Below are 18,079 nucleotides of genomic sequence, written 5' to 3'. Positions count from 1 at the left end.
GCTGCGCGTTCTGCTGCCCGTCCGGCTGCGTGCCGTGCGCGTGCCCGGGCGTCGCGGCGGTGCCGGTCCCGTTCGCGCCGGTCCCGTCCGCGCCACGCGGTTCCGGGTCGCCTGCGACGTCGCCAACCCGCTCGTGGGGCCGGACGGCGCCGCCGCCGTGTTCGGCCCGCAGAAGGGCGCCTCGCCCGCCCAGGTCGCCGAGCTGGACGCCGCCCTCACCGTGTTCGCCGACGTGCTCGCCGCGCGCGGCGTCCGCGTGCACGACCTGCCCGGCGCGGGCGCGGCCGGCGGCACCTGCGGCGGGCTCGTGGGGCTGCTCGGCGCCGAGCCGTCCGGCGGCGCCCTCCTGGTCGCCGAGGCCGTCGGGCTCCCGTCCGCGCTCACCGGCGCCGACCTCGTGATCACCGGGGAGGGCCGGGTCGACGGGCAGAGCGCCGGCGGCAAGGTCGTCTCCGCCGTCGCGGCGCTCGCGCGGGGCCGCGGCGTCCCGTGCGTGGCGCTGGCCGGCGGCGTGGCCGGGCCGCTGGACGAGCTGCACGCGCTCGGCCTGACCGCCGCGTTCAGCCTCGCCGACGGCCCCCGCACCCTGGAGGAGCTGAAGGCCAATGCCGCCCCGCTGCTGGCCGCCGTCGCCGAGCAGGCCGTCCGCCTCTTCGCCCGCTAGCACGCCCCGGCACGGGCGGGTGGACTAGCAGGCGCCGGCGGGCTCGGGTTCCGGTGCCGGCGCCGGTCCGGCGGCCCGGTCCTTGATCGTCAGCATCGGCAGGAACACGTGCGTGAGCGGGCCGATCGCGACCGCGTACAGCAGCGTCCCGACGCCGACGGTGCCGCCGAGCAGCCAGCCGGCGGCGAGCACGGTGAGCTCGATCCCGGTCCGGACCGCGCGGATCGAGTGCCCTCGCGCGGCGATGCCGGTCATCAGCCCGTCGCGCGGGCCGGGGCCGAGGCCCGCGCCGATGTAGCAGCCGGTTGCGACGCCGCCCGCGAGCACCCCGATGACGAGGTACGCCGAGCGCGCGGCGAGCGCGTGCGGGTCGGGCAGCAGCCACAGGAACAGGTCGGCGAACACGCCGATGAGGACGACGTTGCTGACCGTCCCGATCCCGGGCCGCTGCCGCAGCGGGATCCAGGCCAGCATCACGGCGGCGCCCGCGATGATGATCCACGCGCCGATCGACAGGCCGAGCCGGCGGGACAGGCCCTGGTGGAAGACGTCCCACGGGTCGTTCCCGAGCCCGGACGACACCTGGAGCGCGATCCCGAGCCCGTACAAGGCCAATCCGACGTACAGCTGCACGAGTCGCCGTGCCATCAAGGCCATTATCCGCTCCCAATCCACAAGTGGCCGTGTACAAGACAACTTTGGTGCTCAGTGGACTGGTATTTGCAGGGCCAATTATGTAAAAGTGGCTTGTATGAGCACCCGTTATGTGAGCGGCCCGCACCTGGCCCGGCTGCTGGGCGACGTGTCGGCGGAGCGCCCGGTATACGCCGCGCTGGCCCGTTCGGTGCGCGGCCTCGTCCTGGACGGGCGGCTCGCGCTGCGGACCCGGCTGCCCGCCGAGCGCGACCTCGCCGCCGCCCTCGGCGTCAGCCGCACCACCGTGACGACCGCCTACGACCGGCTCCGCGAGGAGGGCTACATCGAGAGCCGGCAGGGCGCGGGGAGCTGGACGGCGCTGCCGCCGGTGCGGATGTCGTCGGCCGAGCGGCGCGCCGCCCAGCCCGGCGGGCGGTTCGGCAAGGCGTACCCGGCGCCGGACGACACGTCCTTCATCGACCTCGGCTGCGCCACCCCCGGCGCTCCGGCGGTCTTCGAGGAGGCCGTCGCCGCCGCCGTCGACGAGCTGCCCCGCTACAGCTCGGGGCCCGGCTACGAGCCGGCCGGGCTGGCGGGCCTGCGGGAGGTCATCGCCGACGGCTACACGGCGCGCGGCGTCCCCACCCGCGCCGACCAGATCGTCGTCACCACCGGCGCGCAGCACGCGTTCACCCTGCTGACGCAGCTGCTGGTGGAGGCGGGCGACGCCGTGATGGTCGAGCGCCCCACCTACCCGCACGCGCTGGGCGCGCTGCGCCGCCGCGGCGCCCGGCTGGTCCCGGTCGGCGTCAACGAGGGCTGGGACGTCGAACTCGCCGCCGGGGCCATGCGGCAGGCGGCCGTGCGGATGGCGTACACGATCCCCGACTTCCAGAACCCGACCGGACACCTGATGGGCGCCGGCGACCGGGCCGCGCTCGTCGACGCGGCCCGCCGCGCCGACGCGTTCCTCGTCGGCGACGAGACGTTCGCCGACCTCGCGCACGACCCGGGCGCGCCGCGCGAGGCGCCGCTCGCCGCCTACGACGGCGGCGGGCGGGTGATCACGATCGGGTCGGCGTCCAAGCTGCTGTGGGGCGGGCTGCGCATCGGCTGGATCCGCACGACCGCGCCGCTGGCCCGCCGCCTGGTGCTGGCCCGCGAGCCCTTCGACATGGCCAGCCCGGTGCTCGACCAGCTGATCGTCCGGGAGCTGCTGCTGCGGGTGGAGGAGGTGCGCGCCGAGCGCGCGCGGAGCCTGCTGCGGAACCGCGACGCGCTCGCCGGGGCGCTGCGCGAGCTGCTGCCCGGCTGGGAGTTCCGCCTGCCGGCCGGCGGCATGTCGCTGTGGGCGCGGATCGGCGCGCCCGTCGCGACGGCGCTGGCGGAGGCGGCCGAGCGGCTCGGCGTCCGGGTCGTCGCCGGGCCGGTGTTCGGCGCGGACGGCGTGCTGGAGGACTACGTCCGGCTGCCGTACGTGCTGCCGCCGGACACGCTGCGGACGGCCGCGGAGCGCCTCGCCCTGGCCTACCGGGAGGTCCAGTCGGCGCCGGCCGCCCGCCCGCTGCCCGCCTACGTGTAGGCCCCCCGGAGGATCAGGGGGCGCCCTGGATGTAGCCGACCAGGTGCTCGCGCTCGCTCTCCAGTTCGTCGATGGCGCTCTTGACGACGTCGCCGATGCTGACGATCCCGGCGAGGCGGCCGTCCTCGACGACGGGCACGTGCCGGAAGCGGTGCTCGGTCATGGTGCGGCGCAGGTCCTCCACCTTGTCGCCGGGGCCGCAGCTGCGGACCTCCGCGGTCATGATCTCGGAGACGGGCCGGTCGAGCAGGCCGGCGCCGTGGTCGTGGAGCCGCCGCACCACGTCGCGCTCGGACGCGATGCCGGAGATCGACGCGCCGTCGGGCGAGACGACCGCCGCCCCGATGTTGTGCTCGGCCAGGACGGCGAGCAGCTGCCGCACGGTGGCGTCGGGCCGAACCGTGGCCACCGCGTTCCCCTTCCGCCGCAGGATGTCGCGAATCCGCATAACTCACGCTCCGGTGCCGGTCGCCGGGTGGTTGCCGCCCGGCTCGTCCTGTCAAGGTCGCATGTTCCGGCGCTCAGGAAAACCCCGCGACGGCCAAAAACGGGGCTACGGAGCCAGCAGCCGGCGCAGCGCGCCGAGGGCGGGGGTGAGCACGCGCCCCGCGGGCCCGGCGTGGGCGAGCGCGGCGCGGGCGGCGTTGGCCCCGCAGGCTCCGTGGACGCCCCCGCCAGGGTGCGCGGACGCCGACGCCAGGTACAGCCCGGCGACCGGCGTCTCGGCCCGGCCGAGGCCCGGGACGGGACGGAACACGAACTGCTGGTGGAGCAGCGCGGTGCCGCCGTTGAGCGCGCCGTTCCGCAGGTTGGCGTCGTGCTCCTGGAACGCGGGCGGCGCGATGACGCGGCGGCCGAGGATCCGGGCGCGGAAGCCGGGCGCGAGGCGCTCCACCGCGTTCTCGACCCGGTCGGCCATGGCGTTCCGGTCACGCTCGTCCCAGGCGCCGGTGATGCCGTCGGGCCCGGCGTCGCCCTTCACCCGGTGCGGGACGTGCGTGTAGGCCCAGACCGACTCCGTCCCGGCGGGGGAGCGGGCGGGGTCGGCGGTCGTCATCTGGCCGAGCAGCGCGAACGGGTCGGCGGGGACGCGGCCGGTCGCGAGGTCGGCGCTGTAGCGGGTCAGCGCGTCCATGCCGGGGGACAGGTGGACCGTCCCGGCCCGCGCGGCGCCCGGCGACGCCCACGGGACGGGGCCCGACAGCGCCCAGTCGACCTTGAAGGTGGCGTGGTCCCAGCTGAAGCGGCGCATGTCGGCGCGCAGCGAGGCCGGCAGATCGGACCAGCCGACCAGGCCGCCGTAGAGGGCCGGCGCCGCCACGTCGGCGAGCACGGCCTTCGCCGCCCGCACCCGCTCCCCGCCGGCGGTGCGCACGCCGAGCGCGCGCCCGTCCCGGACGACGACCGACTCGACGCGGACGCCGCAGCGGAGCCGCCCGCCGCGCGACTCCAGCCGCCGCACCAGCGCGGCCGCCAGCTCGCCCGCGCCGCCCTCGGGCACCGGCCACCCGTGCCGCTGGCCGGTCATGGCGAGCAGCCAGCCGAACACCGACCCGGCCGCCGACTCGGGGAACATGTCGGTGTGCAGCGCCGACCCGGCGAGCAGCAGCGGCCCGCCCGGCCCGGTGAACTCCTGCTCGCCCAGCGTGCGGACGGGCGCGAGCAGCGACCGCGCGACGCGGAGCCCGCCCGCGCGGCGCACCGCCGCCGCGAGCGGCAGCGCCGCCCTGATCGGGGGGAACGGGGTGAGCAGGGCGCGCAGGACGCCCTCGCCCATCTCGTCCCACAGCGCGCAGAGCCGCAGCCACGCGTCGCCGTCGCCCGCGCCGAGCGCCTCCAGGCCCGCCGCGGTGGCGTCGCGGTCGTGTTCGAGGACGGCGGCGCGCCCGTCCGGCAGCGGGTGGGCGAGGACGGCGGGCGCGTGCCGCCAGCGCAGCCCGTGCCGCTCCAGGTCCAGCGCGCGCATCACCGGGGACGCCACGCCCAGCGGGTAGAAGGCGCTGCAGACGTCGCTGACGTAGTCGGGGTGCGCGCCGCGGTCGCTGCGCACGGCGCCGCCCGGCTCCGGCTGCTCCTCCAGGACCTCCACGTCCCAGCCCGCGTCGGCCAGCAGGTTGGCCGCGACGAGCCCGTTGTGGCCCGCGCCGATGACCACGGCGTCCGCCATGCGGCATCCCTCCCCGGTGATCACCCTACGGGTACCCGGGCGGGCGGCGGTCAGCCCGCGCCGCCGGCGGCGTGCTCGGCGGCGTGCTCGGCGACCCAGCGCGCCACGTCCCCGGGGTGGCTGCGCGGCACCCAGTGCCCGGCGGGCAGGACGCTCAGCGACAGGTTCGGGGCGTGCGCGGCAAGGCCGCCCACCAGGTGCGGGGAGACGAACGGGTCCTTCGTGGGGACGATGACGCGCGTCGGCACGTCCGTGCGCCGGTCGCGCGGCCTGCGCAGCCGCCGCGGCATGTTCGCCCGGTACAGCCCGACCCCCGCCGCGGCGTCGCGCGCCATCGTCCGCGCCGGGTGGCCGGGGCGCGGCGCGACGCCCTCGCCGGCGGCCAGGGCGCGGGTGAACAGCCGGGTCCCTCCGGCCAGCCACAGCAGCTCCGGCAGGACCGGCGTCTGGAAGAACCAGATGTACCAGGACCGCAGGGCCTGCCCCGCCGCCCGCCGGAGGTTGGACGGGGTGGGGCGGGCGAGCCGGCGCCGCATCCAGTGCCCGGCGTGGTCGAGGCACGGCCCGGAGATGGAGGTGAAGGAGGCGAAGCGGTCCGGCATGGTGCAGACCGCCTCCCAGCCCTGGATCGACCCCCAGTCGTGCCCGACCAGGTGCACCCTGCGGTCGGGCGCGGCCGCGTCCAGCACGGCCCGCATGTCCGACATCAGGTACTCGAACGTGTAGCGCCTGCGCCCGAGCGGCCGCGTGGACGCCCCCGCGCCGCGCACGTCGTACCGGACGACGTGGAACCGCCCGGCGAGCAGCGCGGCCGCCTCGTCCCACACCGCGTGGGTGTCGGGGTAGCCGTGGACGAGCAGCACCGTCGGCCGCGACGGGTCGCCCTGCTCGTAGACGGCGAGGTCGACGCCGTCCCCGCGGACCCGGCGCCTGGTGAGAAGGGGGCCGGGGGCCGCTTTATTGGACATCTTGCTAATAAAGTGCCGGACCGCCCCCGCGGTCAAGAGGACGCGGACGTGAGCCCCGACACGGGAAGCCGGCCCGGGGATCGCGCCCCGGGAAACCCCGAGGGCCCGTACGGCGCGGCGGTACGGGCCCTCAGGCGGGGCTCGGTGTCAGTACGGGTCGTAGCCGGCGGCCTTCGCCGCGGGCGACCGCATCAGGTACTCCAGGGCGCGCGGCGTCGAGCACACCTTCGACGGGTGGTGGTTCGGCTTCAGGTAGACGGGCGCCTCGCCGAGCAGCAGCTTGAAGATCCCCGGCACGTGCCCCAGCCGGACCGACCGCCGGTACGCCCGGTAGACGCGCGGCAGGGTCACCCGCCCCTTGATCGTCGGGTCCTGCTTGAGCAGGTACAGCGACCCGCCGATCAGCGCCCAGTACAGGAAGAACAGCGACACCACCCAGGCCGCGACGCGCATCGGGTACCGGCCGCCCATGGCCTTGTACACGTCGAACACCACCGACCGGTGCTCGACCTCCTCGGCGCCGTGCCAGCGCAGCAGGTCGAGCATGGTCGGGTCGACCCCGGCCTTCTCGAACCGCTCGTTGTCCATGATCCACTGGCCGAGGACGGCGGTGTAGTGCTCGATCGAGGCGACCGCGGCCAGCTCGAACCGCAGCCGGCGCCGCCACGCCCGCGGGTTCCTCTCCTTGAGCGCCGCCATCTGCGCGGGCCGCTCGGCGTTGCCCTTCGCCGCCGCGTCGGTGATCTTGGAGACGTCGATGCCGTTGGCCGCCAGGATCTGGTCGAGCACGCCCTGGTGGGAGCGGGCGTGCACCATCTCCTGCCCGATGAAGCCCTTGATCTCCTCCAGCAGGCGCTCGTCCTTGATGTGGGGGCGGGCGTCCTTCACGCACTGGATGAACCACTTCTCGCCCTCGGGCAGGACGATGTGGAACGAGTTGATGATGTGCGTCGCGACGGGATCGCCCGGCACCCAGTGCAGCGGGGTCTGCGACCAGTCGAAGGAGACGCGCCGAGGCTTGATCGGCGGATGGCGCTCGTCGATGCCGGCTCCGCCGTCTGTCAGGGGCCTCGTCATGCCGTCCTCGCTTCCGCGCGCGCGTATGCCATTGGGGGAGCAGTCAACTCCGGTGAGACCCGTGGTTTCTTGGGGTCGGGCCAACAAGTTACCGCTTGGTTTTCGACCTGTGATGACAAGTGCCGCCCGTCACAGGGCGATGCGCTCCGCGCCCGCGTAGACGTTCATGGTCTCGCCGCGCAGGAAGCCGACCAGCGTCATCCCGGCGTCCTCGGCGAGCTCCACCGCCAGCGACGACGGCGCCGACACCGCCGCCAGCACCGGGACCCCGGCCGTCATCGCCTTCTGCGTCAGCTCGAACGACGCGCGCCCGCTGACCATGAGGACGGTCCCGGTGAGCGGCAGCCGCCCGCGCCGCAGCGCCCACCCGACGACCTTGTCGACGGCGTTGTGCCGCCCGACGTCCTCCCGGAGCGCGAGCAGCCCGCCGTCCGCGTCGAAGAGCCCGGCGGCGTGGAGCCCGCCCGTGCGGTCGAACACCCGCTGCGCCGCGCGCAGCCGCTCCGGCAGCGCGGCCAGGACCTCCGGGGAGACCCGCACCGGGTCGCCGCCCACCTCGTAGGGCCGGTCGGTGCGCAGCGCCTCGATGCTCGCCTTCCCGCAGACGCCGCACGCGCTGGTCGTCGTGAAGGCCCGGGTCATGGAGTCGTCGGGCGGCGCGACCCCGGGCGCGAGCACCACGTCGAGCGTGTTCTGCTCGTGCGCGTCGGCGCAGTACCGCATCGTCGCGAGGTCCTGCGCGCCCCCGATGACCCCTTCGGCCGCCAGGAACCCCGCCACGAGGTCGAAGTCGTGCCCGGGGGTGCGCATCGTGATCGTGAGCGGCTTGCCGGCGACCCGGATCTCCAGCGGCTCCTCCACCGCGAGCGTGTCGGGTCTGCGCCCGCGCACCCCGCTCGTACTGAGCCGCAGCACGGGCCTGCGCACGGTGATCCGCCCCATGAACCGGACCGTACCCCGGAAACCCGCGAGTAACGACGAGTTCAGACCGTTTCGTCCTGTTTCTGGCTTTTTCCGTCAGCGGGGCGGCCTTCAGTCGCGGCGGTCGATGTTCCAGTTCGCCACGACCGCCGCGAACGGGGGGATGACGAGCGCCGCCACCGACATCGCGATCGCGGCGGTGTGCGACCACTCCCGCACGACGGCCCACGCCAGCACGAACAGCGTGAGGCACGTCCCCATCATGACCCCGTAGGCGATCTTGCGCCCCCGCATGCCTCCACGCTACGCCGTCCCCCGGACTGCCGGGGGACGGGCCGCGCGGCGGAGGCGTACGGGAATCGAACCCGCCGTCCCGAGATCCTCGGGACCGTCGGCTTTGAAGGCCGGGGAGGCCACCAGGCGCTCACACGCCTCCGCTGGTGATCGTATCCCCGTGCCCCGGTCAGCCCTCGTAGAGGGCGTCGATGTCGGGGGAGTACTTGGTGTGCACGACGCGGCGCTTGAGCTTGAGGGTCGGGGTCAGCTCCTCGCTCTCGGCGGTCCACTCGGCGGGGAGGACGCGCCACCTCTTGACCTGCTGGACGCGGGCCAGGCGGGCGTTGGCGTCCTGGACGGCCTTGGCGACCTCCTCCTGCACGAGGGGGTGGTCGGCGAGCGCGGCGAGGTCGGTGGTGTCGATGCCGTGGGCGGCGGCCCAGACCGGGGCGACCTCGCCGTCGAGGGTGATGAGCGCGACGACGTAGGGGCGCCGGTCGCCGAAGGCGAGGGCCTGCCCGATGAGCGGGTGCTCCTTGAGGTGGTTCTCGATGAGGGACGGGGAGATGTTCTCGCCGCCCGCGGTGATGATCAGCTCCTTCTTGCGGTCGACGACGCTGAGGAAGCCGTCGTCGTCGAGGCGGCCGATGTCGCCGGTGTGCACCCAGCCGTCGGCGTCGATCAGATCGGCGGTGGCGTCCGGGCGGTTCAGGTAGCCGGGGGTGCAGGTGGCGCCGCGGACGAGGATCTCCCCGTCGTCGGCGAGCTTCAGCTCGACGCCTTCGAGGGCGCGGCCGACGGTGCCGAGCTTGAAGGAGTCGGCGAGGTTGGCGGTGATGGCGCCGGTCGTCTCCGTCATGCCGTAGGCGTCGAAGATCTTCAGGCCGAGGCCGGAGAAGAACCGGGCGACGTCCAGCGGCAGCGGCGCGGCGGCGCTGGACGCCTGGCGGACGCGGTCCAGGCCGAGCAGGGCGCGCATGGGCGTGAGGACGGCCTCGTCGGCCCGCTCGAAGGCCGCGGTGATCTCCGGGGTGAGGGTGTTGCCGTACTCCTGGGCCGTCACGTAGGCCCGGCCCGCCTCCAGGGCGGCGGCCACGGCCTTCTTCCTGGCCTCGTCCGGCTCGGCGGAGAGGACGGCCTGGATGCCGGCCATGAGCTTCTCCCAGACGCGCGGCACGCCGAAGAACGAGTGCGGGCGTACCTCCTTCAGGATGGCGGCGAGCTGCGTCGGGTCCGGGCAGAAGTGGATGTGCGCGGCGAGCGTGACCGGCAGGTAGTAGCTGAGGACGCGGTCGGCGATGTGCGCGAACGGCAGGTACGACACGCCCGACGGGTGGCTGGGCAGCACCGAGCTGCGCTTCACCATCGCCGACTCGTGCAGCACCATCGAGTGGGTGATCAGGACGCCCTTGGGGTCGCCGGTCGTGCCGGAGGTGTAGAGCAGGGTGACGGTGTCCTCGGGCTCGACCGCCTGCCAGCGGCGGTCGATCCCGGCCGGGTCGGCGGCGAGCCGCTCGCGGCCGAGGGCGGTGAAGTCGTCCCAGGTCAGGTAGCGGTCGCCGGGCGGGCAGGCGGCGGCGTCCACCACGATGACCCGGCGCAGCTCCGGCAGCCGGTCGAGGACGGGCCGCCACCGGCGGAGCTGGTCCGCGCCGTCCAGCACGGCGTACTTGGCCGCGCAGTGCCCGGCCACGAAGGCGACCTGGTCCGGTGCGAGCGTCGCGTAGACGGTGGTCGGGACGCCGCCCGCGTGCACGGCGCCGAGGTCGGCCAGGACGTGCTCGGAGCGGTTCGGCATCATCAGCGCGACGACGTCGCCGGGCGCCAGCCCGAGCGCGGCGAACCCGGCGGCCGTCTCCAGCGCGCGGGTGCGGGTGTCCGCCCAGGTGAGGGTCCGCCACTCGCCGTCGATCCGGTCGGAGTAGGCGGGCCGGTCCCCGTGCTCGGCGGCGGTCTTCGCCAGGGTCGTGCAGACGGTCCGGCCCGCGACGGCCCCGTCGGGTTCGGCCCGCCGCCTTTCCGGCGACGAGCCTCGCCCGGCGCCCTGCTTCCGAATCCCCATGTCGCCCCTCAAAAAGTAAGTGATGACTTGCAGGAGACTGAATCGCATCATGCCGAACGTCGTTCGGACAAGGGTTCCGCGGATTTATCGGCAGGTCGGGCGGGATGTTCGCTCCTCGGTAACGGCCCGCGTACTGTCCGTTTCTTGATCATTTGCGGTAGTTGTGCGTTAAATCGTGCGGGTGACCCGCCTCGCCCCCGTCGCACGCCTGACGCAGTACGCGCACGGCGGCGGCTGCGCCTGCAAGATCCCGCCCGGGGTGCTGGAGCGGTTCGTGACCGGCCTCACCGGAGGCGGCGACGGCCTGCTGGTCGGCGGGCCGGACGGCGACGACGCGGCCGTGCTGCGGATCAGCGGCGGCCGCGCGGTGGTGTCCACCGCCGACTTCTTCACCCCGGTCGTCGACGACGCCTACGACTGGGGGCGGATCGCCGCCGCGAACGCGCTGTCCGACGTCTACGCGGTCGGCGGCGAGCCGCTGATGGCGCTGAACCTGCTCGGCTGGCCGGTCGACGCGCTGCCCGCCGAGCTGGCCCGCGAGGTGCTGCGCGGCGGCCGGGACGTCGCCGCGCTCGCCGGCTGCGCGATCGCGGGCGGGCACAGCATCGACGACCCCGAGCCCAAGTACGGGCTCGCGGTGACCGGCGTCGCCGACCCCGCCCGGCTGCTGCGGCTGGACGCGGGCCGTCCCGGCGTCCCGCTGTCGCTGACCAAGCCGCTCGGCACCGGCGTCCTCAACGCCCGGCACAAGGCCACCGGGGAGGTGTTCCCGCACGCGGTGGAGACGATGGTCCGGCTCAACGCCGAGGCGGGCCTCGCCGCGCTGGAGCGGGGCGCCGAGTGCGCCACCGACGTCAGCGGCTTCGGGCTGCTCGGCCACCTCTACAAGGTGGCGCGCGCCAGCGGCGTCACCGCCGTCGTGGACGCCTCCGCCGTCCCCTACCTGGACGGGGCGCGGGCCGCCGTCCGGGACGGCTTCGTCCCGGGCGGGACGCGGCGGAACCTGTCGTGGGTGTCCCCGCACACCGACTTCCGCCGGATCGCCGAGGAGGAGCGGCTGCTGCTGGCGGACGCGCAGACCTCCGGCGGGCTGCTCGTCGCCGGGGAGATCCCGGGCGCTCCGGTCATCGGCGAGCTGGTCCCGCGCGGGCGGCACGCGCTCGTCGTCCGCTGACGCCTCCCGGTGCACCCCCCGCGCCGGCGCCCCCCGGCACCGCCCCCGTGCCGCCCGCCCGTGCCGCCCGCCCGTGTCGCCCGCCGGGACGCGGGTAGGGCTCCAGGCGCCGTTGCCGGGGGACAGGGGTGAGGAGCGCGCCATGACCATCGGGGGGCTCGCGGCCGCCGTCGTCCTGGGCGCGGTGATCGGTGTCCTCGGCAGGCTGCTCGTGCCGGGCCGGCCGGGCATGCCGCTCTGGCTGCTGATGGCGACCGGCGTCGTCGCCGCGTTCGCCGGCACGGGCCTGGCGCAGGTGTTCGGGCTGACGAGCGGCGGCTGGAGCCTGTGGGAGACCGTCCTGCAGATCGCGCTGGCCGCGGCGGGCGTCTGCCTGGTGGTGCTGCTGTGGCCGAAGCGGACCGGCGGCCGCTCCTAGCCGCGGCGCAGGACGGGCCGCAGCTCGTCCAGGACGCCCGGGTCCTCGATGGTGGACGGGACGGTCACCTCGGCGCCGTCAGCGATGCCGCGCATCACCCCGCGCAGGATCTTGCCCGAGCGGGTCTTCGGCAGCGCCGGGACGACCGTGATCTCCTTGAGCGAGGCGACCGGCCCGACCTGCTCGCGCACCATCGCGACCAGTTCCGCGGCGAGCTCCTCCGGCTCGGCGAGGACGCCGCTCTTCAGCACGACGAGCCCCCGGGGGACCTGCCCCTTCAGCGCGTCGTGGACGCCGATGACCGCGCACTCGGCGACGGCCGGGTGGGAGGAGATGACCTCCTCCATCGTCCCGGTCGACAGGCGGTGCCCGGCCACGTTGATGACGTCGTCGGTGCGGCCCATCACCCACACGTAGCCGTCCTCGTCGATGTGCCCGCCGTCCCCGGTCAGGTAGTGCCCGGGGAACTTCGTCAGGTACGACTCGACGAACCGCTCGTCGTCCTGCCACAGGGTGGGCAGCGTGCCGGGCGGCAGCGGCAGCCGGATCGCGATGTCGCCGTCGGTGCCGTGCGGGACGGGCGAGCCGTCCGGGCCGAGCACCCGCACGTCGTACCCGGGCACCGGGACGGAGGGCGAGCCCGGCTTGAGCGGCATCGGCTCCAGCCCGCGCAGGTTCGCCACGATCGGCCAGCCGGTCTCGGTCTGCCACCAGTGGTCGACGACGGGGCGGTCCAGGATGCGCGTCGCCCACCGGTAGGTGTCGGGGTCGAGGCGCTCCCCGGCGAGGAACAGGGTGTCCAGCGCCGACAGGTCGTGCCCGGCGAGCAGCGCGCCGTCCGGGTCCTCCTTCTTGATCGCCCGGATCGCGGTCGGCGCGGCGAACAGCGCCTTCACCCGGTGCTGCGCGGCGACGCGCCAGAACGCGCCGGCGTCCGGCGTCCCCACCGGCTTGCCCTCGTACAGGACGGTCGCGCAGCCGGTCAGCAGCGGCGCGTAGACGATGTAGGAGTGCCCGACGACCCAGCCGACGTCGGACGCGGCCCAGAACACGTCGCCGGGCCCGACGCCGAACACGTTCTCCATCGACCAGCGCAGCGCCACCGCGTGCCCGCCGTTGTCGCGGACGACGCCCTTGGGCCGCCCGGTCGTCCCGGAGGTGTACAGGATGTAGAGCGGGTCGGTGGCGGCGACGGGCACGCATTCGGCGGGCTCGGCGGCGGCGACCGCCTCGTCCCAGTCGACGTCGCGCGGCTTGACCAGGTCGGCGTGCAGCTGCTCGCGCTGCCGGACCACGCACCGCTCGACCTTGTGCCGCGCCATCTCCAGCGCCTGGTCGAGCAGCGGCTTGTAGGCCACGATCCGGCCCGCCTCGATCCCGCAGGACGCCGACACGACCGCCTTCGGGCGGGCGTCGTCGATGCGGACGGCCAGCTCCCGCGCCGCGAACCCGCCGAACACGACCGAGTGCACCGCGCCGAGCCGGGCGCACGCCAGCATCGCGATGACCGCCTCGGGGATCATCGGCAGGTAGATGACGACGCGGTCGCCGCGGTCGACGCCCTGCGCGCGCAGCGCCCCGGCGAACCGCGCGACGAGGCCGGTCAGCTCCCGGTAGCTGTAGGTGCGCACCGTCCCGGTCACGGGACTGTCGTAGATGAGCGCGGCCTGGTCGCCGCGGCCCTCCTCGATGTGCCGGTCCAGCGCGTTGTCGCAGGTGTTCAGCTCGCCGCCGGTGAACCAGCGGTAGAACGGGGGAGCGCCGTCGTCCAGCACCCGGTCCGGCGGGACGAGCCAGCGGACGTCGCGCGCCGCCAGCCCCCAGAAGCGGGTCGGGTCGGCGATGCTGCGTTCGTACGCGGCCGCGTAGGCGCCCATGTGGTCCTCCCGGTGGCGGGTCCCTGGCCCGGTCTGGCCTGCGGCCCCGGTCGGCGATTTCGGGCCGCACCCCTATAGGGCATGTCCCGGGGCCCGTTCGTCAAGGGCCCGCGCCGTCCGGTCCGGCTCCGGCGGCCCGCGCCGGCCGACGCCGCGCCCGGTCAGTCGGGGTGCCGCAGCGCGTGCGCGACGGCGATGACGGCGGCCGCGGCGGCGCCCCCGCCGACGATCCAGAAGCACAGCTCGTAGGCGCCGAGCGCGGGCACGTCGGTCCCCGGGACGACCCGCCCGGCCAGCACCGCCGCCGTGACGGCCCCGGCGACGCCGCCGCCGGTGGTGCGGACGAGCGAGTTGATGCCGCTGGCGATGCCGCTCTGGTCCATCGGGACGTGCTGGACGGCGAGCGTGCCGAGCGCCGCGTAGGCGATCCCGAACCCCATGCCCTGGATGGCGCTGAACGCGAGCATGTCGTACACGTGCGAGTTGGACACCGCGAGCCACACGTAGCACAGCCCGGCGAACGCCGACCCGACCGCGAGCGTGCAGGCGGTGCCGATCCGGGCGGCGATCCGCCCGGACGTCCACGAGAACACCAGCATCGTGGCGGTGCTCGGCAGCATGTACAGGCCGACGTCCAGCACCGAGCCGTCCAGCCCGTACCCGACCTCCGCGGACGGGGCCTGCACGAACCCGGCGATCAGCGTGAACGCGGCGAACATCGAGAAGCCGAGCAGCGCGGAGACGAGGTTCGCCGACAGCGACCGGGGCCCGACCAGCAGGTTCAGCCGCACCAGCGGGGCGCGGACCCGCCGCTCCACCGCGACCCAGACCGCGCACAGCGCGGCGGCGGCGCCGAACAGGCCGAGGACGCGGGCGGACGTCCAGCCCCACGCGTTGCCCTCGCTGATGCCCAGCAGCAGGCAGACCAGCCAGGCGGCGAGGAGCGCCGCGCCCGGCAGGTCGGGCCGCCCGCCGGCCCGGACGCCGGCGTCGCGGGCGCACGCGGCGACCAGCCCCAGCGCGGCGGCGCCGAGCGCGGCGGTGATCCAGAACACCGGGCGGTGGCTGTCGGTGCGGGCGGCGATCAGCCCGGTCACGATCATGCCGGCGCTGCCGCCGACGCCCATGGTGGCGCTGACCACGCCGATCGCCGTGGTGATCCGCTCGCGCGGGAAGGCGTCCCGGATCATGCCGATGGCGAGCGGGATCATCGCGGACGACACGCCCTGCAGGGCGCGGCCGGCGATGAGCACCGGCAGCGATCCGGACACCGCGCAGACCACCGACCCGGCCAGCAGCAGGACCAGCGTCAGCATGATCATCCGCTGCTTGCCGTACATGTCGCCGAACCGCGTCAGCAGCGGGGTGGCGACCGCGCCGGCCAGCAGCGACGCGGTGAACACCCACGTCACGTCGGTGATCGGCGCGTCGAACCGGACCATGAGCTGGGGCAGCAGCGGCAGCACGAGCGTCTGCTGCACCGAGACGACCATCCCGGCCGCGGCGAGCGCGAGCAGGATGCGGCCGGTGGGCGCCGGCCGCGCCGCCGGATGCCCGGCCGCGGTGCGCGCCGTGGCCGGTGCACCGGTCATGCGGACCTCCCCACTGCGATCGATCCCGCCGCGGCCATCCCGCCGCGGCCATCCCGCCGCGGCCGATACCGCCGCGGCCGATGGCGTCCGGTCGGCGGGGGTTCCGGCCGCGCGGCGCCTGCTCCGACACGGGCATGCTTACTTAAGTTAAGTAAGCATAGAGCGGTAGGGTTCGCGGCATGTCGCCAGGTCCGCCGCCGGACGCGGCCGACGCCGGGATCGCGGAGATCGAGCGGGCGCTCAGCCGCGTCGCGCACCTGCTCACCCGCGCCCGCCAGCACGACCGGACGGTCGTCGCCGCCGGCGTCCCCGTCGACCGCGCCGCCGTTCCGCTGCTGCGCGCGCTGGCCGACGGCGGCCCGATGCGCCCCGGCGAGCTGGCCGCCGTGCTGGCGGTGGAGGCGCCGCACGTCACGCGGCAGGTGCAGCGGCTGGAGCGGGCCGGCTACGTCGTGCAGGTGGCCGACCCGGACGACGGCCGCTGCCGGCGGGTCGCGCTCAGCGGGTCCGGGCGGGACGCGGTGGCGTCCATCCGGGCGTCCGGCCGGCGCTGGATCGCCGGGGCCCTGGCCGCCTGGCCGCCCGGCGACCGCGAGCGGCTGGCCCGGCTCGTGCACCGGATGGTCGACGACTTCGAGGCCCACGCGGACGCCGGGCGGCCGGGCGATGCCGGTTCCGGCCGGGACTGAACCGGTGGCGATTTCTGGTCGTTTGTGGTTTACGTGAGGTCAGTGGGTTTCTCCGGTCCGGGCCCCGGGCCGGATCCGGTTTTGCGCCGGGCCGCCGCGTCCCTAGGGTTGCCTTCCGTGGACCCCGTATCGGGCGAGCCCCGTCCGCACGACCCCCGCGTGGAATCCCCCCGCACGGCCTTTCGCGTCTCGGCCCGGAAAGGACGCTGATGCAGGTCGTCACCACCGCCGGACACGGTGGGCACGGCAAGTCGGCGCTGGTGCGCGCCCTCACCGGCAAGGAGCCGGGGGAGGCGGGCGCGTGGACGGAGCTGCCGTCCGGCCGCCGCGTGGCGTTCGTCGACGCGCCCGGCGGGGAGCGGTCCGTCCCCGCCATGCTCGCCGGCGCGGCCCCCGCGCCCGCCGCGCTGCTCGCCGTCGCCGCCGACGAGGGGTGGATGCCGCAGACCGCCGAGCACGTGGAGGCCCTCGGCGCGCTCGGGATCCGGGCCGGCGTCCTCGCGGTCACCAAGTCCGACCTCGCCGACGCCCGGCCCGCGCTGCGCCAGGTGCGCGAGCGGCTCGCCGGCACCGCGCTGCGCGGCGTGGAGGCCGTCGCGGTCAGCGCCGCCACCGGCGCCGGGGTGGCGGAGCTGGCGGCCGCGCTCGACCGGCTCGCCGGGCGGCTGCCCGTCCCCGACCCCGCCGCGCCGGTGCGGCTGTGGGTCGACCACGCCTTCACCGCCGGGCGGCAGACCGTCGTCACCGGCACCCTCTCCGCCGGGACGGTCGCGGTGGGCGACGAGCTGCTGCTCATGCCCGCGGGGGAGCGCGTCCGCGTCCGCACGATCGGCTGCGCGGACGAGCCGTGCGAGACCGTCGGCGGCGTCTCCCGCGTCGTGCTGACGCTCCGCGACGCCGGGCGCGTCGACAGCGGCATGGCCCTCGTCACGCCCGGCGCCTGGACCCACACGACCTGCATCGACGTACGCACCCGGTTCGGCGAGGCGTCCGGGCGGCTCGCGCGGCGGCTGACGCTGCACCTCGGCTCGGCCGCCGTCCCGGTGGGGCTGCGGCCGCTCGGCCCCGACACCGCCCGGCTGACCCTGAACACCCGGCTCGCCCTGCACCTCGGCGACACCGGCGTCCTGCGCGACCCGGCGCGCCGCTCCATCGCCGGGGTGAGCGTGCTGGACGTCCGGCCGCCGACGCTCGTGCGGCGCGGCGCGGGGGCGGCCCGCGCGCGGGAGCTGGCGTCCTGGCCGGACCGGCCGGACGGCACGATCGTGCTGCGCCGGCACGGGGTGCTGCGGCGCTCGGAGCTGTCGCTGATGGGCTGCGCGCCGCCGCCGGACGCCGTCGCGCTGAACGGCGAGTGGGTCGCCGACCCCGCGCACTGGTCGTCGCTGTTCGACCGGCTCGCCGAGGAGGCGTCCCGGCACGCCGCGGGCAGCCCGGACGCGCCCGGCATCCCGCTGGAGACCGTCCGGCTGCGGCTCGGCCTCCCGGCCCGGCAGCTCGTCACCGCGCTCGTCCGGCCGCCGCTGCGGGTGGACGCCGGCCGCGTCTACGGCCCCGCGCCCGACCCGCGGCCCGCGGCCCCCACCGCGATCGCCGCGACGCCGCCCCCGCCCTGGACTGGGGCCGTCGAGCGGCTCCGCGCCGACCTCGCCGACGCCCCCTTCGCCCCGCCCTCGGCCGGCCGCCTCGGCGAGCTCGGCCTCACCGGCGACCGGCTGTCGGCCGCCGAGCGGGCCGGCGCGGTCCTGCGCATCCCCGAGGACGGCGGCGACATCGTCCTGCTGCCGGGCGCCGACCGGGCGGCGCTGCGCGTCCTGGACGGGCTGCCGCAGCCGTTCACGCCCGGCCAGGCCGCCGAGGCGCTGGGCACCGACCGCCGCGTCGCCGTCGCGCTGCTGCGCCACCTGGACCGGCTCGGCCTCACCGAACGCCGCCGCACCGGGCGGCCGTGACCCCTCCGGGCGGGAAAACCGGTT

General features: G+C 75.6%; 16 protein-coding genes and 1 tRNA gene. 6 read left to right on the top strand and 11 right to left on the bottom strand.

Going from position 1 to position 18,079, the window contains the following annotated elements; all coding sequences use genetic code 11:
* Positions 1–664: glycerate kinase (locus ABTW95_RS32005; RefSeq protein WP_500228263.1), on the top strand; the 664-nt coding region annotated here is incomplete at its 5' end.
* 24 nt (positions 665–688) lie between these two features.
* Here ABTW95_RS32005 and yczE read toward each other — a convergent pair.
* The gene (yczE, locus tag ABTW95_RS32000) at positions 689–1,321 is read right to left on the bottom strand and encodes a membrane protein YczE (protein ID WP_500228262.1); all 633 of its coding nucleotides are present in this window, start codon (positions 1,319–1,321) and stop codon (positions 689–691) included.
* Positions 1,322–1,415: 94 nt separating this feature from the next.
* Here yczE and yczR point away from each other — a divergent pair, with 94 nt between their 5' ends.
* Complete coding sequence (gene yczR, locus ABTW95_RS31995) at positions 1,416–2,882, top strand: MocR-like transcription factor YczR (RefSeq protein WP_396448700.1); 1,467 nt, start codon at positions 1,416–1,418, stop codon at positions 2,880–2,882.
* 13 nt (positions 2,883–2,895) lie between these two features.
* Here the strand turns inward: yczR and ABTW95_RS31990 are convergent, their stop codons facing one another.
* The 8 genes from ABTW95_RS31990 to ABTW95_RS31955 form a co-directional block, all read right to left on the bottom strand.
* Positions 2,896–3,330 (bottom strand): CBS domain-containing protein, encoded by a 435-nt coding sequence (locus ABTW95_RS31990; RefSeq protein WP_396448701.1) that lies wholly within the window; start codon positions 3,328–3,330, stop codon positions 2,896–2,898.
* A gap of 105 nt (positions 3,331–3,435) precedes the next feature.
* On the bottom strand, positions 3,436–5,049 hold the full coding sequence (locus ABTW95_RS31985) for a phytoene desaturase family protein (RefSeq protein WP_500228261.1): 1,614 nt from the start codon (positions 5,047–5,049) through the stop codon (positions 3,436–3,438).
* A gap of 50 nt (positions 5,050–5,099) precedes the next feature.
* Positions 5,100–6,017, bottom strand: a complete 918-nt coding sequence (locus ABTW95_RS31980) for an alpha/beta fold hydrolase (protein ID WP_500228260.1) — start codon at positions 6,015–6,017, stop codon at positions 5,100–5,102.
* Positions 6,018–6,164: 147 nt separating this feature from the next.
* Positions 6,165–7,094 carry a metal-dependent hydrolase gene (locus ABTW95_RS31975; protein WP_396448704.1) on the bottom strand — a complete coding sequence of 310 codons (930 nt, stop codon included), beginning with the start codon at positions 7,092–7,094 and terminating at the stop codon, positions 6,165–6,167.
* 129 nt (positions 7,095–7,223) lie between these two features.
* A complete protein-coding gene (fdhD, locus tag ABTW95_RS31970; RefSeq protein ID WP_396448705.1) occupies positions 7,224–8,036 on the bottom strand; it encodes a formate dehydrogenase accessory sulfurtransferase FdhD in 813 nt (270 codons plus the stop codon).
* 90 nt (positions 8,037–8,126) lie between these two features.
* Complete coding sequence (locus tag ABTW95_RS31965; protein WP_396448706.1) at positions 8,127–8,309, bottom strand: DUF3099 domain-containing protein; 183 nt, start codon at positions 8,307–8,309, stop codon at positions 8,127–8,129.
* A 49-nt stretch (positions 8,310–8,358) separates the two neighbouring features.
* Positions 8,359–8,451, bottom strand: a tRNA-Sec gene (locus tag ABTW95_RS31960).
* 27 nt (positions 8,452–8,478) lie between these two features.
* On the bottom strand, positions 8,479–10,353 hold the full coding sequence (locus ABTW95_RS31955; protein ID WP_396448707.1) for an AMP-dependent synthetase/ligase: 1,875 nt from the start codon (positions 10,351–10,353) through the stop codon (positions 8,479–8,481).
* A 181-nt stretch (positions 10,354–10,534) separates the two neighbouring features.
* Here ABTW95_RS31955 and selD point away from each other — a divergent pair, with 181 nt between their 5' ends.
* Positions 10,535–11,527: a selenide, water dikinase SelD gene (selD, locus tag ABTW95_RS31950; RefSeq protein ID WP_396448708.1), complete on the top strand. Its 993-nt coding sequence runs from the start codon at positions 10,535–10,537 to the stop codon at positions 11,525–11,527.
* A 142-nt stretch (positions 11,528–11,669) separates the two neighbouring features.
* On the top strand, positions 11,670–11,945 hold the full coding sequence (locus tag ABTW95_RS31945) for a GlsB/YeaQ/YmgE family stress response membrane protein (protein ID WP_396448709.1): 276 nt from the start codon (positions 11,670–11,672) through the stop codon (positions 11,943–11,945).
* Here the strand turns inward: ABTW95_RS31945 and ABTW95_RS31940 are convergent.
* Together ABTW95_RS31940 and ABTW95_RS31935 are read right to left on the bottom strand one after the other, a co-directional pair.
* Positions 11,942–13,822: a propionyl-CoA synthetase gene (locus tag ABTW95_RS31940; RefSeq protein WP_396448710.1), complete on the bottom strand. Its 1,881-nt coding sequence runs from the start codon at positions 13,820–13,822 to the stop codon at positions 11,942–11,944. The genes ABTW95_RS31945 and ABTW95_RS31940 overlap by 4 nt on opposite strands.
* A gap of 161 nt (positions 13,823–13,983) precedes the next feature.
* Positions 13,984–15,414 carry an MFS transporter gene (locus tag ABTW95_RS31935; protein WP_396448711.1) on the bottom strand — a complete coding sequence of 477 codons (1,431 nt, stop codon included), beginning with the start codon at positions 15,412–15,414 and terminating at the stop codon, positions 13,984–13,986.
* A 179-nt stretch (positions 15,415–15,593) separates the two neighbouring features.
* Here ABTW95_RS31935 and ABTW95_RS31930 point away from each other — a divergent pair, with 179 nt between their 5' ends.
* Positions 15,594–16,103: a MarR family winged helix-turn-helix transcriptional regulator gene (locus ABTW95_RS31930; RefSeq protein WP_500228259.1), complete on the top strand. Its 510-nt coding sequence runs from the start codon at positions 15,594–15,596 to the stop codon at positions 16,101–16,103.
* A 209-nt stretch (positions 16,104–16,312) separates the two neighbouring features.
* A complete protein-coding gene (locus ABTW95_RS31925; protein ID WP_396448714.1) occupies positions 16,313–18,055 on the top strand; it encodes a SelB domain-containing protein in 1,743 nt (580 codons plus the stop codon).
* Positions 18,056–18,079 lie beyond the last annotated feature (24 nt).

This window comes from Spirillospora sp. NPDC127506 (genome assembly GCF_040302145.1).
GTDB lineage: Bacteria > Actinomycetota > Actinomycetes > Streptosporangiales > Streptosporangiaceae > Spirillospora.
The sequence above is the reverse complement of the archived record's forward strand: the minus strand, read 5'-3'. Positions and strand labels throughout refer to the sequence as shown.